14 protein-coding genes are annotated in these 13829 nt (G+C 53.4%); 11 read left to right on the top strand and 3 right to left on the bottom strand.

What is annotated here, in order from left to right; translation table 11 throughout:
* Positions 1 to 37 precede the first annotated feature (37 nt).
* Both ACUY4S_RS14700 and agp read left to right on the top strand, forming a co-directional pair.
* Positions 38 to 1423: a diguanylate cyclase gene (locus ACUY4S_RS14700; protein ID WP_312688693.1), complete on the top strand. Its 1386-nt coding sequence runs from the start codon at positions 38 to 40 to the stop codon at positions 1421 to 1423.
* A 170-nt stretch (positions 1424 to 1593) separates the two neighbouring features.
* On the top strand, positions 1594 to 2832 hold the full coding sequence (gene agp, locus ACUY4S_RS14695) for a bifunctional glucose-1-phosphatase/inositol phosphatase (RefSeq protein WP_458021571.1): 1239 nt from the start codon (positions 1594 to 1596) through the stop codon (positions 2830 to 2832).
* A gap of 36 nt (positions 2833 to 2868) precedes the next feature.
* On the opposite strand, the gene ACUY4S_RS14690 is transcribed toward agp, so the two are convergent.
* Positions 2869 to 3096: a YccJ family protein gene (locus ACUY4S_RS14690; protein ID WP_312688696.1), complete on the bottom strand. Its 228-nt coding sequence runs from the start codon at positions 3094 to 3096 to the stop codon at positions 2869 to 2871.
* A 19-nt stretch (positions 3097 to 3115) separates the two neighbouring features.
* Positions 3116 to 3712, bottom strand: coding sequence for an NAD(P)H:quinone oxidoreductase (gene wrbA, locus ACUY4S_RS14685; protein WP_312688698.1), 597 nt, complete (start codon positions 3710 to 3712; stop codon positions 3116 to 3118).
* 394 nt (positions 3713 to 4106) lie between these two features.
* On the opposite strand from wrbA, the gene ACUY4S_RS14680 reads away from it, so the two are divergent.
* The 3 genes from ACUY4S_RS14680 to rutR all read left to right on the top strand — a co-directional run bounded on the left by ACUY4S_RS14680 (position 4107) and on the right by rutR (position 6097).
* Positions 4107 to 4283, top strand: a complete 177-nt coding sequence (locus ACUY4S_RS14680; protein WP_071889987.1) for a con-10 family general stress protein — start codon at positions 4107 to 4109, stop codon at positions 4281 to 4283.
* 130 nt (positions 4284 to 4413) lie between these two features.
* Positions 4414 to 5328 (top strand): DMT family transporter, encoded by a 915-nt coding sequence (locus tag ACUY4S_RS14675; protein ID WP_458021570.1) that lies wholly within the window; start codon positions 4414 to 4416, stop codon positions 5326 to 5328.
* Positions 5329 to 5458: 130 nt separating this feature from the next.
* Positions 5459 to 6097, top strand: a complete 639-nt coding sequence (gene rutR, locus ACUY4S_RS14670) for an HTH-type transcriptional regulator RutR (RefSeq protein ID WP_312688705.1) — start codon at positions 5459 to 5461, stop codon at positions 6095 to 6097.
* Here the strand turns inward: rutR and ACUY4S_RS14665 are convergent.
* Complete coding sequence (locus ACUY4S_RS14665; RefSeq protein WP_312688707.1) at positions 6094 to 6489, bottom strand: lysozyme inhibitor LprI family protein; 396 nt, start codon at positions 6487 to 6489, stop codon at positions 6094 to 6096. The two genes, rutR and ACUY4S_RS14665, sit on opposite strands and share 4 nt — an antisense overlap.
* 501 nt (positions 6490 to 6990) lie before the next feature.
* Between ACUY4S_RS14665 and ACUY4S_RS14660 the strand changes: the two genes are divergently transcribed.
* The 6 genes from ACUY4S_RS14660 (at position 6991) to ACUY4S_RS14635 (ending at position 13769) form a co-directional block, all read left to right on the top strand.
* Positions 6991 to 7974 (top strand): autoinducer 2 ABC transporter substrate-binding protein, encoded by a 984-nt coding sequence (locus ACUY4S_RS14660; RefSeq protein WP_312688709.1) that lies wholly within the window; start codon positions 6991 to 6993, stop codon positions 7972 to 7974.
* A gap of 105 nt (positions 7975 to 8079) precedes the next feature.
* Complete coding sequence (locus tag ACUY4S_RS14655; protein WP_458021569.1) at positions 8080 to 9579, top strand: sugar ABC transporter ATP-binding protein; 1500 nt, start codon at positions 8080 to 8082, stop codon at positions 9577 to 9579.
* Positions 9572 to 10561 carry an ABC transporter permease gene (locus tag ACUY4S_RS14650; RefSeq protein WP_312688712.1) on the top strand — a complete coding sequence of 330 codons (990 nt, stop codon included), beginning with the start codon at positions 9572 to 9574 and terminating at the stop codon, positions 10559 to 10561. Before ACUY4S_RS14655 ends, ACUY4S_RS14650 begins: the two co-directional genes overlap by 8 nt.
* A 1-nt stretch (position 10562) precedes the next feature.
* Positions 10563 to 11516: an ABC transporter permease gene (locus ACUY4S_RS14645; RefSeq protein WP_312688713.1), complete on the top strand. Its 954-nt coding sequence runs from the start codon at positions 10563 to 10565 to the stop codon at positions 11514 to 11516.
* 16 nt (positions 11517 to 11532) lie between these two features.
* Positions 11533 to 13170, top strand: a complete 1638-nt coding sequence (locus ACUY4S_RS14640; RefSeq protein ID WP_312688715.1) for an FGGY-family carbohydrate kinase — start codon at positions 11533 to 11535, stop codon at positions 13168 to 13170.
* Entirely contained in the window at positions 13167 to 13769 is a 603-nt protein-coding gene (locus ACUY4S_RS14635; RefSeq protein ID WP_312688717.1) for an SIS domain-containing protein, read from the top strand. Before ACUY4S_RS14640 ends, ACUY4S_RS14635 begins: the two co-directional genes overlap by 4 nt.
* Positions 13770 to 13829: the final 60 nt, after the last annotated feature.

The following is a 13829-nucleotide window of genomic DNA, read 5'->3' as shown; positions in this document are numbered from 1 at the left end:
GAAGCGCTCTGCCGACTCTAGCGTAAGGAACTCACTGATGGAGACTTACTTCAAGAATATGAAAGATGAGTGGTTACAGCTGCTTGAGCAGACTGCTCCACGGATCCGTCTGATGGCCTCTGAACTTGCCCGTAGTCATGCGTATGACCTGAGCATGCAATTTTATAAAACGGTGCTGGCAGATACCCACGCTGAAGAGTTTCTGTCTAATGAACAGGTGGAGCGGCACCTGAAAAAGGCGCTGGAGGAGTGGATCATCGATGTTCTGTCCTGTAACACGGAGGATATCGATCGGCTTATTAAAGTTCAGCAGGATGTCGCAGAGGTCCATGCCCGTATTGGTATTCCTGTTGAACTGGTTGAAATGGGTTTTCGCGTCCTTAAGAAATCTATTTATCCGGTAATTCATGCCAGCCCTCAGAACGCTGAAGACAAACTGGAAGTTTACCATTACGTTATTAACAGTATCGATCTGGTGATGGAGATTATGTCCCGATCCTTCACCTTTACAGAACACAATGCAATAAAGGAAGATGAGAATTATCGTATCTTTTCTCTACTCGAGAATGCAGAAGAGGAAAAAGAACGCCAGGTCGCAGCGCTGTTAACGTGGGAAACTGAAATTGTTTACAAACTGACACTCGATAATGATCTTGGTAATAGCGTCCCGCTCAGTCAGTCTGATTTTGGGCTATGGTTTAATCATAAAGGTCGGCACTATTTTAGTGGCATTGCCGAAGTCGGTTATATTGCAAACTTAATACAGGAATTTGACGGCGTTTTTCGCTCAGCCAGGCAAGCATCGCGTTTCCTGAATAACAAAGCGCAGCGCGTAAAATTTATGATTCAGGTCAGGAATACCATCTCGCAAATCGTGACTTTGCTTCGTGATCTCTTTGAAGAAGTCTCCCGCCATGAGGTGGGCATTGACGTTCTTACCAAATTACTCAATCGGCGCTTTTTGCCGACCATTTTCAAGCGGGAAGTTTCGCTGGCTAATCGTACCGGTATCTCTTTAGCCGTTTTAATAATTGATGTTGATAAGTTTAAACAAATTAATGATACATGGGGGCATCACACTGGCGATGAAATTCTCAGTAAAGTGGCCTATGCGTTTTACGATAATGTGCGCAGCAGCGATTTTGTGTTCCGCTACGGTGGCGATGAATTCCTTATTATTCTGACCGAGGTGAAAGAGGTTGACGCATTGCGCATTGCCGAACGCATTCGCATGCGGGTTGAAAAAACCAATATCAAAGCACCTGATGGGCAAGCGATCCCGCTTTCGTTGTCGATTGGTGTTGCAATGTTTCAGGGGCACCCTGATTACGAACGCATGATCCAGCTGGCTGATGAGGCGCTCTACGTAGCAAAAAAACGCGGGCGTAACTGCGTTGAATTATGGAAAGCGCCTTCTGAATAATGTCTTTAAATGCGTTGCGTCCATAATCTGCCGAATATTGATTTCTCTTTTATATGTTCTGAGCCTCATCACTTTTTGCGCCAGTCCACACTCCGTGGCGCGTGTCACGGTGCGCTGTCATAAATGTGTCACACTCTTTTTCCGGGATACAAAAATAGAGAGGAAACAGGATGAAAAAGATCTTTTGGTTCAGTGCGCTCGCCGCGGCGATGGCAACACCTGCGGTGATGGCGCAAACCGTGCCACAAGGGTATCAGTTACAACAAGTGCTGATCATGAGCCGGCATAATTTGCGCGCGCCGCTGGCAAATAATGGCAGCGTGCTGGAACAATCTACTCCGAATAAATGGCCGGAATGGGATGTACCTGGCGGGCAACTCACCACGAAAGGTGGCGTGCTAGAAGTGTATATGGGGCACTACATGCGCGAGTGGCTGGCGGAGCAAAAGCTGGTCGCGAATGGCGAGTGCCCGGAGTCAAAAAGTGTCTACGCCTGGGCCAACAGCTTGCAACGTACTGTTGCGACAGCGCAATTCTTTATCAATGGCGCTTTCCCTGGCTGTGATGTGCCGGTTCATCATCAGGAAAAAATGGGTACTATGGATCCGACCTTCAACCCGGTGATCACTGATGAGTCTGCGGCGTTCAGTGAGCAGGCGGTAAACGCGATGGAAGCACAGCGCCAGCATTACGCCTTAGGCGAAAGCTATAAGCTGCTGGAGAAGATTGTTCACTACGCACAATCACCCGCCTGTAAAGAGAAGCATCAATGCTCGCTGGCGGAGGGCAAAGATACCTTCAGCGCCAAATACCAACAGGAACCCGGTGTCTCCGGGCCGCTCAAGGTGGGAAATTCCCTGGTGGATGCGTTTACCCTGCAATATTACGAAGGGATGCCGATGGATCAGGTTGCCTGGGGCGAAATTAAAAATGAGCAACAGTGGCAAACGTTATCGAAATTGAAAAACAGTTATCAGGACACGCTGTTTACCTCAGCGGACGTCGCGCGGAATGTAGCAAAACCGCTGGTGAAATATATCGACAAGACGCTGGTCGAAGAGGTCGGGAGCGCACCAAAAATCACCTTGCTGGTAGGCCATGATTCCAATATTGCTTCGCTACTGACGGCGCTGGATTTTACCCCTTATCAGCTTCACGACCAGCATGAGCGCACGCCGATTGGCGGGAAGATTGTCTTCCAGCGCTGGCATGATACCGCAGGCAAACGGGATCTGATGAAGATTGAATATGTCTATCAGAGCAGCGAACAACTGCGAAATACCCAGCCTCTTACCCTCAAATCACCGGCACAACGGGTTACGCTGGCGCTGAAAGGATGCCCGGTAGATAACGCGGGATTTTGTCCGATCGAGAAGTTTAATGCAGTTATGCGCGACGCCGCGAAGTAAAGTAAGACTCCCCCGCGTCAGCGGGGGAGGGAAGCACTACACGTTTTGGCGCTCTATGGTTTGTTCACCCCAAAAAAGCGTGTCCTTGTCTGTCTTTTCAAAAGCACGAAGCAGGACTTCGTCGCTGCCTTCTTCCCAGATTTGCTCCGCCAGCACTTCGTCATACTCCGCCAGTTCAAAAATCGCTTCAGCAATTTCTGGCGATGTATTACGTAAACTGGCCCATTCACCTACGCGGTGCGCTTTCGCTTCTTGAGTTGGCATCGGTATCCTCCTGTAGAAGTTAGCCGTTCAATTTAACTGCCAGACCGGCAACATACTCACCCTGATAACGGGCAATCGCCAGCTCTTCGGCACTGGGCTGCCGCGAACCATCGCCTCCGGCAATGGTGGTCGCGCCGTATGGCGTACCGCCGCGCACTTGTGAAACATCGAACAGTTCCTGCGCAGCGTAGCCGATGGGAACAATCACCATCCCATGATGTGCAAGCGTAGTCCATGTTGAGGAGATTGTGTGCTCCTGGCCACCGCCGGTACCCGTGGAGCTAAATACGCTCGCCAGTTTGCCATACAAAGCACCAGAGGCCCACAGTCCGCCGGTCTGATCGAGAAAAGTACGCATCTGCCCGGACATGTTGCCAAAACGGGTTGGCGTACCAAAAATAATCGCGTCATAGTCCGCCAGTTCCTGCGGCGTTGCCACAGGCGCATTTTGGGTTTTTCCGCCCGATTTCTGGAACAATTCAGCGGGCATCGTTTCCGGCACGCGCTTAATCACGACGTCCGCGCCATCAACCTTCTGAGCTCCTTCGGCGATAGCATGCGCCATCGTTTCAATGTGTCCATACATGGAATAATAAAGCACCAACACTTTAGCCATTTCTGTCACTCCTCGGTTTGACGTTAGCAGTCCGCATAACGCTGCACTCATTTAAGCGTATGCCGGGGCGCAAAGAGTGCAAGTAAGAGCGCCATTTCTTTGATAAATGGCAGATAAACAGAATGCGCGCTGCCGTTGCAATTTGACACATTTTGGCTCGCGACTGTTTTTAAAGACATAAGAAGAACTTATCTGTTTCGCTTCGGTAAGCGTTGCCAGTCGGCACTTAACCTGTTGCAGAATATTACCGGTGACTGGCTGAAAGGCGTTCATCCACTAAGCTTAATCTCACGCGGCGCGGATAAAGGCTCTGCCTTAACGCCGTGAGGTGAAAGGATCCTCTTTTACTGAATGCAGTATGATGTCTGATATTTCACTTATCTGGAGGTGAGAGATGGCAAACCATCGTGGTGGTTCAGGTAATTTCGCTGAAGACCGTGAAAGAGCATCAGCAGCAGGTCGTAAAGGCGGTCAACAGAGCGGCGGGAACTTCAAGAATGATCCTCAGCGCGCTTCTGAAGCAGGTAAAAAAGGGGGCAAAAACAGCCATGGTAGCCGCAGTAGCAGCTAACGTTGGTGGCGAATAACGCTGAACCGTTGTCGCCAGCCTCACCGCCGGGGTAACCCGGCGGTTTTTTATTGCCTTGCGCAGATGGCCCGCTCACCGCAAACTATGGCGTTTTCCCTGTGCTGGTTGTGCTATGTCTTTCTCTCGCTACGCCTTTTCCGTAAAACCACAAGAAGCTTTACTCATCCTGATCACCCTGTTCTGGGGCGGGACGTTTCTGGCTGTACAGTACGCCGTATCGCTAAGTGGCCCGTTTTTCTTTGTCGGGTTGCGCTTTGCCACGGCCGCGCTGGCGGTGGCTTTGCTGTCATTGAATGTGTTGCGTGGCATCACCTGGCTGGAAGTGAAAGCAGGGGTAGTGATCGGTGTTGCCATTGCATTGGGATACAGTCTGCAGACCTGGGGGCTGCAATTTATCCCGAGCAGTAAATCGGCGTTTATTACCGCGATGTATGTGCCGCTGGTGCCGCTACTGCAGTGGCTTTGCCTCGGGCGTTTGCCGGGATTAATGTCCTGTATGGGAATCGCGCTGGGGTTTACCGGCTTGCTGCTGCTGGCTGGGCCGGAAGATCATCTGCTGGCACTGGGTAAGGGAGAGATCATTACGCTTGCCAGCGCACTGGCGATTGCGGCCGAAATTATTTTGATCAGCGCCTGGGCCGGGAAGGTGAATGTCCGTCGGGTAACGGTGGTGCAACTGCTGACGGCTTCGTTGGTGGCATTTTTTGCGATGATCCCAACTGGGGAATTTGTGCCGCCGCTCTCCGGTGGCTTGCTATGGGTAGCGCTGGGGCTGGGGATTTTCAGCGCCATTATTCAGGTAGTAATGAACTGGGCGCAGCGCAGCGTGTCTCCCACGCGCGCAACGGTCATTTATACCGGCGAACCGGTATGGGCCGGGGTTTTTGGTCGCCTGGCGGGAGAGCGCTTGCCGCTGCTGGCGCTGCTGGGCGGCGCGTTGATTGTGCTGGGCGTGCTGGTTAGCGAACTAAAGCTGAAAAAGCACAACGCGTCGCTGCCCGCGCCGGATGCGGAAGAAAAACCGTAAACGCGTTTTGCTGGCATAAAACATGGCAGGAAACGTCTTTATCACTAAGTAAGAGCGCGTAAAAACAGGGCGCAGGATCGAGGTGTCCTGTGCCATTTGTTATGCTGCAGCCAACCAAAGGAGAGCATAAATGGCACAGGGTAAAGTGAAAGGTGCTGGTAAACGCAGCAGAGCAGTAAATGAGAAACGGCAGGCAATTCTGGCTGCCGCACTGGAGGTCTTTTCGCGGCTGGGCTTCCATGGCGCACGGCTGGAACAGGTGGCGGAGGGCGCAGGCGTCTCCAAAACCAATTTACTCTATTATTACCCGTCGAAAGAGGCGCTCTATATTGCCGTGCTGCGCCAGATCCTCGATATCTGGCTGGCCCCGCTGAAAGCGTTCCGCAGCGACTTTGCACCGCTGGTGGCCATCAAAGAGTATATTCGCCTGAAGCTGGAGGTTTCCCGCGATCATCCGCAGGCTTCAAAGTTGTTCTGTCAGGAGATGCTGCAGGGCGCGCCGCTATTGAAAGCCGAATTGACGGGGGATTTAAAAGCGCTGGTGGATGAGAAATCAGCCATCATTGCTGACTGGATAGCCCATGGCAAACTTGCCGCCGTCGATCCGCACCATCTCATTTTTATGATTTGGGCCTCCACCCAGCACTATGCGGATTTCGCCAGCCAGGTGGAAGCCGTTACCGGTGCGACCTTACAGGATGAAGCGTTCTTTTTACGCACCGTTGACAACGTACAGCGGATGATTATCGAAGGTATCCGCGTGCGTTAATGTGCAGGCGGCAATGGGCAGCTCATATCACCTTCTTCACATTGCAACAGCGAGGCCAGCCAGGCTTCACGCTCGTTGGTTTTATCTGCCAGGCACTGGTTTTGCACCATAGGTTGTGCGCTGCCACCATCGACCCCAGAGCTGACGAAAGCGCAATCACTGTCGCGCAGGGTGATCCAACTTTGCTGGGCCTTTTTCAGCAGTGTCGCCTGTGCCGGGGTCGCGCGTTTGAGCGCGGTTTGGTAAGTCTGGTTGAGTTTTTTATCTGCTGCCTGATACTGCCCGGCGGTACAGCTATTGAGTTCGGATTGCGTGGCGGCGTTATCACACTCGTCGGCAAATGCCACGCTGCTGAGCAACAGCGCCGTCAGCGCCAGCATGCTACGTTTCATCAATGTTCCCCTGTTAACAACGTCAGTACAGCCGTTTAATTAACATAGCACCTGTCCGATGTCACCTGAATGTCAGCGCAGCGCTGGTGCGTGACTAAGGGTAACGGCTTAAAACCTCCCTTAAACACGGGGTAATGCCATGCCGTAATGCGCGACGGTAAACGCTACCGGAAGGCCGGATTACCTTTCTCGTTTCAGTTCTCAAATCTGTAAATTAATTTTGTCGGCACTACGACCGTTCGGGCGGAAAGAGACGTGCTGTGATGTGTAAATGATAATGATTTGTTTCTATTATGTTATATATTGCATTTATTTTAACATTTACAAAGAAGTTCTTGATGAGAACACCTTTAATTTTAACTTAAATTTAATTAAAATTTTACTGTTAATTTACATTTTTGGGCATTGATCACAATTCATAAAACGACGTTGTTTTAGCTCTTCCCTTCGTTGTTAACCTCCCTTCCGCGACTTTCCTCTGTCCTCAAGAAAGGTACAACTATGAAATTCAAACTCGCATTACTCAGCGCAGCCCTCATTTCTGCAAGCATGGTATCTGGCCAGGTTGTTGCCGCGGAAAAGTACGAAATCGCCGTGGTGGCGAAAGTGACCGGTATTCCATGGTTTAACCGTATGGAAACCGGCGTCAACGAGGCGGCGAAAAAACTGGATGTGAATGCTTACCAGACCGGGCCGTCGACGCCGGATCCGGCGCAGCAGGTAAAAGTGATTGAAGATCTGATCGCCAAAAATGTTAATGCCATTATCGTGGTGCCAAACGACGCGAAAGTCCTGGAGCCGGTGCTCAAGAAAGCGCGCGACAAAGGCATCGTCGTGCTGACGCATGAATCGCCGGATCAGCAAATTGGTCAGTGGGATATCGAAACCATCGACAGCGAAAAATATGCCCAGGCCAACGTCGATGAGCTGGCAAAAGATATGGGCGGGAAAGGCGGCTATGCCATTTACGTCGGTTCGCTGACGGTGCCACTGCACAATGCCTGGGCCGATTACGCTATTAAGTATCAAAAAGAGAAATACCCCGAGATGTTTGAAGTCACCTCGCGTCTGCCGGTAGCCGAAAGCATCGACAAATCCTATGCCACTACCCTCGATCTAATGAAAACCTATCCGCAAATGAAAGGGGTAATTGGTTTTGGATCGCTGGGACCGATTGGCGCGGGCCAGGCCGTGCAGAAGAAAAGGGCGAAAGACAAACTGGCGGTTGTGGGCATTGCCATGCCGGGCCAGGCTGCGCCGTATTTAATGCGTGGCGATATCAAAAAAGCACTGCTGTGGGATCCGCGTGATGCCGGCTTCGCGCTGGTGACCGTGGCTGATCAACTGCTGCAGGGTAAAGAAGTAACCTCCGATCTGACGATTGACGGGCTGGGCAAAGCCGATGTCGATATGGAGAAAAAAGTCATCCGCTTCAACAAAATCCTCGAAGTTACTAAAGATAACGCGCAATCACTCGGCTTCTGAATTTTTCAGGCCACATCAGGGAACCGGAGCCCGGCCGCAAGGCCGGCTCTTTTCGCAGTACGTTTAACTATCGCGTCCCCGAGGGCGCAGGCAGGGGTATTGTCGATGACAGACACCACCGCATTTATCACGCTTGAGAATATCAGTAAGCGATTCCCCGGCGTGCTGGCGTTGGATAACGTGGATCTGACGCTGAAAAAAGGCGAGGTGCACTGCCTTGCCGGGCAAAATGGCTGCGGTAAAAGCACCATCATCAAAGTCATCTCCGGGGTTTATCACCCGGAAAAGGGTGCCAGCATCGCGCTGGATGGCAAATTGTTCCACCATCTTACGCCGCAACTCTCCGCACATTACGGCATTCAGGTTATTTACCAGGATCTCTCGTTATTCCCCAATTTTAGCGTGGCGGAAAATATTGCTGTTCACCGTTATCTTCCGGGCGGCGATCTGTGGGTACTCAGAAGCGCGATGCGCGCACAGGCGCTGGCGGCAATGGCGCGAATTGGCGTGCGCCTTGATCCGGATAAAAAGGTGGAAAAACTCTCGATAGCCGATCGTCAGCTGGTGGCGATTTGCCGGGCCATTGCCGCCGATGCGCGGCTGGTGATCATGGATGAGCCGACCGCCTCACTGACGCGCCAGGAGGTTAACGGCCTGCTGCGGGTGGTGAACGAGCTGAAAGCGGCAGGCATTTGCGTGGTGTTTGTTAGCCACCGTCTGGATGAAGTGATGGAAGTGGCCGATCGCATCAGCGTCATGCGTGACGGCAAGCTGATTGGCACCTGGCCAGCGCAAGAGCTGGATAGTCATGAACTGGCTTATCTGATGACAGGTCAGCGTTTTCATTACAGTCCGCTACCGGAAAAACCGCCGGTGGATCAGCCGCCGCTGCTGGAATTGCGTCACCTCAGCCGTAAAGGCAAATACCGCAATATCAACCTGGCACTGCGTAGCGGCGAAATCGTGTCCATTGTCGGCCTTCTGGGCGCAGGTCGTACTGAACTGTGCATGAGCCTGTTTGGTATGGCCCGGCCGCAGGATGGCGACATCCTGATTAATGGCAAAGCCGTCAGGTTACGCAATAACCACGATGCCATTCGCCATGGCATTGGCTATGTTTCGGAAGACAGGCTGACGCAGGGGCTAATAATGGAGCAATCCATTTATGACAACACCATCGTGACCGTCTTCGACAAATTGCATACCCGCGCCGGGTTACTCGATCACCACAAGGCGCAGCAACTGTTCGCTGAACTGATTCGTGAACTGAACATAAAAGTGTCTGATCCCAGCCTGCCCGTCAAAACGCTTTCCGGGGGGAACGCGCAGCGTATTGCCATCGCCAAATGGGTGGCAACGCAGCCGCGGATTTTGATTCTCGACTCGCCGACCGTGGGGGTAGATATCGCCAATAAAGAGGGGATCTACCAAATTGCCCGTCATCTGGCGGAGCAGGGGATGGCGGTATTGATGATTTGCGATGAAATCCCCGAAGCGTATTACAACAGTCACCGTGTGCTGGTGATGCGTCAGGGCGAACTGGTGGCGGAGTTTAATCCCCATCGCTGTACAGAACAGGAGATCGCGGAGGTGGTCAATGCGTAACGCAGCCCTTGCTCGCCTCGTGGGGCAACACGAATTCTGGCTTGGTCTGCTGGTGATTGCGCTGGCAATTGGACTGAGCATCGGAACTGACGAATTTCTAACGCTGGGGAATCTGACGGATGTGGCGACCAGCTACGCCATTCTCGGGATCCTCGCCTGCGGCTTATTTGTGGTGCTGATCTCCGGCGGTATTGATATCTCGTTTCCGGCAATGACGGCGATAGCCCAATACGCCATGGCCAGCTGGATCATTGCCCATGGCGGTAATTTTGCGGTGGCGTTGCTGCTGTCGGTGGCGGTGGGGCTGCTGCTCGGGCTGATAAATGGTTTTCTGGTGTACTGGTTACGCGTGCCCGCGATCATCATCACCATTGCCACGCTCAACGTCTATTACGGATTGCTGGTTTACGCCACCAAAGGCACCTGGTTGTATGGTTTCCCCGACTGGTTTATGAACGGCATCAACTGGTTCTCCTTCACCGCCGCAGACGGCTACGACTATGGCCTGACATTGCCGTTACTGTGCCTGGGCGCCACCCTCATTTTTACCGCCGTGCTGATGAATCACACCCGGCCTGGCCGCCAGATCTATGCCATGGGCGGTAACCGCGAAGCGGCTTCCCGTCTGGGGCTGAATCTGCTGAAACTGCATTTTTACGTCTATGGCTATATGGGCATCCTGGCGGGTGTGGCGGCGGTGGTGCAGGCGCAAATTACACAGTCAGTGGCACCAAACTCATTACTCGGTTTTGAGTTGACCGTGCTGGCGGCGGTGGTCCTCGGCGGCACCAGTATGAGTGGTGGACGCGGTACCCTGACCGGTACGCTGCTGGGCGTTGTGCTGCTGGGGTTCCTTCAAAATGGCCTGACATTACTTGGCGTCTCTTCTTACTGGCACACGGTACTGAGCGGCGCGATCATTCTGGTGAGCATTAGCGCTACTGCCTGGAACGAAAAACGCAAACTGGCAAGGGAACTTTAAGATGAAATCCATCGTCCGATTTCTGCCCGGTGACGCCATCATCCGCTTGCAATGCGTGATTATTATCGTCGTGGCACTGGTCTTTTCTGCCCTGCTGGGCAGCCGATTTTTCAGCGTGGCTAACTTTCAGTCCATCGGCTCGCAACTGCCGATCCTTGGCATGCTGGCGCTGGGTATGGGCATGACCATGCTGACCGGCGGTATAAATCTGTCGATCATCGCCGGGGCGAATGCCTGCTCACTGGTGATGGCGGCAGTCATTGTAATGCACCCCGATAACCCGCTGTTCATGGTGCTGGGGTTGCTGGCAGGGCTGATGGTGGCTGTTGCCATTGGTGTTGTTAATGGCGCATTGGTGGCGTGGATTGGCGTGTCGCCGATCCTTGCGACGCTCGGCACCATGACGCTGATTTCCGGCCTGAATATTTTGCTCTCAAATGGCACGGTCATCTCTGGTTTCCCGGCTGCCATTCAGTTTCTGGGCAATGCTACGCTGCTCGGCATCCCGGTAGCGCTGGTGTTGTTTCTTGTGGTGGCGATACTGCTGTGGGTGCTGCTGGAGCATACTACGCTGGGGCGCAGTCTCTACCTGGTGGGGTCTAACGAGCAGGCCACGCGCTACAGCGGCGTGAATACGGTGCGGATACAGATCTCGGTATATGTCATCTCCGCCATACTTGGCTGGGTTGCGGCCATCTTAATGATGGCGAAATTCAACTCGGCGAAAGCAGGCTACGGCGAATCCTATCTTCTGGTCACTATTCTGGCTTCGGTACTCGGCGGCATTAACCCCGACGGCGGCTTCGGGCGCGTGCTCGGTCTGGTGCTGGCGCTGGTGGTGCTACAGATGCTGGAAAGCGGCTTTAATTTGTTAGGCATCAGCAGTTATTTGACCATGGCGCTCTGGGGCGCGGTGCTGATCCTCTTTATCGCATTACAACATCGTAAAGCCTGATGTCAGGAGAAAAAGAATGGCGAGCTATTTCATTGGTGTAGATGTCGGGACTGGCAGCGCCCGCGCAGGGGTATTTAATCTGACCGGCCGTATGGTCAGCCAGGCAAGCAGGGCGATTGAGATCTATCGCCCGCAGGCGGATTTTGTTGAGCAGTCCTCCGACAACATCTGGCAGGCAGTCTGTAATGCCGTTCGCGATGCGGTAAACCAGGCGGACATTAACCCGATTCAGGTCAAAGGTCTGGGGTTTGATGCCACCTGTTCGCTGGTGGTGCTGGACAAAGAGGGAAAGCCTCTCACCATCAGTCCTTCCGGACGCAGTGAGCAGAATATTATTGTGTGGATGGATCACCGCGCGATTTCACAGGCTGAACGCATTAATGCGACCCATCATCGGGTACTGGATTACGTGGGCGGGATCATTTCGCCGGAGATGCAAACGCCAAAGCTGTTGTGGCTGAAACAGCATATGCCTAACACCTGGGCCAATGCCGGGTATTATTTTGATCTCCCGGATTTCCTGACCTGGAGGGCGACGGGCGATGATACGCGCTCGCTCTGTTCGACAGTCTGCAAGTGGACCTATATGGGGCACGAAGATAAGTGGGACACGAGCTATTTCCGCCAGATTGGACTCGAAGATCTGCTGGAGCATGATGCAGAGAAAATCGGCCGTTATGTGAAAACCATGGGCGAGCCTTTAGGCCGTGGGCTGACACAACGCGCAGCAACAGAGATGGGGCTGATGCCTGGCACGGCTGTCAGTGTCTCGATCATTGACGCGCATGCCGGCACGCTCGGTACGCTGGGAGCGAGTGGGGTGTCGGGCGATGTGGCGGATTTTGATCGTCGCATTGCGCTGATTGGCGGCACCTCGACCGGGCACATGGCTATCTCGCCACAGGCGCGTTTTATTGGTGGCGTATGGGGGCCGTATTATTCGGCGGTGTTACCTGGCTACTGGCTCAACGAGGGAGGACAGTCGGCCACGGGCGCGTTAATTGATCACATTATTCAGTCACATCCATGCTACGAAACGCTGCTGGGCCAGGCCAAAGCGCAGGGGCAAACCATTTACGAAGTGCTGAATGCGCTGTTGCGTAAAATGGCCGGTGAGCCGGAAAACATCGCGTTCCTGACCCGTGATATCCATATCCTGCCGTACTTCCACGGGAACCGATCGCCGCGTGCTAACCCCACGTTAACCGGCGTGATCAGCGGGCTGAAGCTGTCGCGCACACCGGAAGATATGGCACTACATTACCTGGCGACCATCCAGGCGATTGCGCTTGGTACGCGCCACATTATTGAAACCATGAATCAGAGCGGTTACAGCATAGATACGGTGATGGCCAGTGGTGGCGGCACGAAGAACCCGATCTTTGTTCAGGAGCATGCCAACGCGACCGGCTGTGCCATGTTGTTACCCGAAGAGAGTGAAGCGATGCTGCTTGGCGGGGCGATGATGGGCACCGTGGCGGCCGGGGTGTTTGACAGCTTCCCGGAAGCGATGTCGGCCATGAGCCGCATTGGTAAAACGGTGACGCCACAAACCAACCGCATCAAGCAGTATTACGATCGTAAATACACCGTGTTCCATGAGATGTATCAGGATCATATGAAGTACCGCACCCTGATGCAGGAGGAGGCATGAGCACAGGCTGGCGTCAGGCGTGCGATGCCTGGCAGATTTACAGTCAGGAGATGGCGGCGCTGAGCAGCCATCTCAATGAGACTCTGTGGAATGCATTGATGGCCGAACTACGAGGTTGCCGGGGCAAAATTGCGGTCACGGGGGTAGGCACATCGGGCATTGCCGCCCGTAAGATTGCCCATATGCTAGCCTGCGTGGAACGCCCGGCGATCTGGCTCAACGCTACCGATGCAGCACATGGCGATTTAGGCTTTCTGGAACCGCACGATCTGATGATTATGCTGTCGCGCGGTGGCAATTCGGATGAGTTAACGCGCCTGTTGCCTGGGCTGGCCAAAAAGGGCGTTGGGATTATTAGCGTCACAGAAAATCCGGACTCCGCGATTGCACGTGCTGCACGGCTGGTCATTTCCACGGGCGTGAAGCGCGAGATCGATCCGCTCAATATGCTCGCGACCACCTCGATTGTGCTGACGCTGGCGATTTTCGATGCTGCGTGCAGCTGCCTGATGCGGGAAAGCGGCTATTCTAAAGAGACATTATTGTCGGTGCACCCCGGCGGTGATGTCGGGCTTACCCTGAGAAAAAAAGCGCCTTAAGGCGCTTTTTTATGGCGAGTGCTTTGCGATAAGCCGGGTGGCATTGCCGCTTACCCGGCT

The sequence above is a fragment of the Kosakonia beeri genome (assembly GCF_054165705.1).
This window is presented reverse-complemented; position numbering and strand designations above follow the sequence as displayed.

Bases quoted from the DNA above. Each gene is read 5' to 3' on its own strand.
- ACUY4S_RS14700 (WP_312688693.1), top strand. From the start codon at position 38: ATGGAGACTTACTTCAAGAATATGAAAGATGAGTGGTTACAGCTGCTT.
- agp (WP_458021571.1), top strand. From the start codon at position 1,594: ATGAAAAAGATCTTTTGGTTCAGTGCGCTCGCCGCGGCGATGGCAACA.
- ACUY4S_RS14690 (WP_312688696.1), bottom strand. From the start codon at position 3,096: ATGCCAACTCAAGAAGCGAAAGCGCACCGCGTAGGTGAATGGGCCAGT.
- wrbA (WP_312688698.1), bottom strand. From the start codon at position 3,712: ATGGCTAAAGTGTTGGTGCTTTATTATTCCATGTATGGACACATTGAA.
- ACUY4S_RS14680 (WP_071889987.1), top strand. From the start codon at position 4,107: ATGGCAAACCATCGTGGTGGTTCAGGTAATTTCGCTGAAGACCGTGAA.
- ACUY4S_RS14675 (WP_458021570.1), top strand. From the start codon at position 4,414: ATGTCTTTCTCTCGCTACGCCTTTTCCGTAAAACCACAAGAAGCTTTA.
- rutR (WP_312688705.1), top strand. From the start codon at position 5,459: ATGGCACAGGGTAAAGTGAAAGGTGCTGGTAAACGCAGCAGAGCAGTA.
- ACUY4S_RS14665 (WP_312688707.1), bottom strand. From the start codon at position 6,489: ATGAAACGTAGCATGCTGGCGCTGACGGCGCTGTTGCTCAGCAGCGTG.
- ACUY4S_RS14660 (WP_312688709.1), top strand. From the start codon at position 6,991: ATGAAATTCAAACTCGCATTACTCAGCGCAGCCCTCATTTCTGCAAGC.
- ACUY4S_RS14655 (WP_458021569.1), top strand. From the start codon at position 8,080: ATGACAGACACCACCGCATTTATCACGCTTGAGAATATCAGTAAGCGA.
- ACUY4S_RS14650 (WP_312688712.1), top strand. From the start codon at position 9,572: ATGCGTAACGCAGCCCTTGCTCGCCTCGTGGGGCAACACGAATTCTGG.
- ACUY4S_RS14645 (WP_312688713.1), top strand. From the start codon at position 10,563: ATGAAATCCATCGTCCGATTTCTGCCCGGTGACGCCATCATCCGCTTG.
- ACUY4S_RS14640 (WP_312688715.1), top strand. From the start codon at position 11,533: ATGGCGAGCTATTTCATTGGTGTAGATGTCGGGACTGGCAGCGCCCGC.
- ACUY4S_RS14635 (WP_312688717.1), top strand. From the start codon at position 13,167: ATGAGCACAGGCTGGCGTCAGGCGTGCGATGCCTGGCAGATTTACAGT.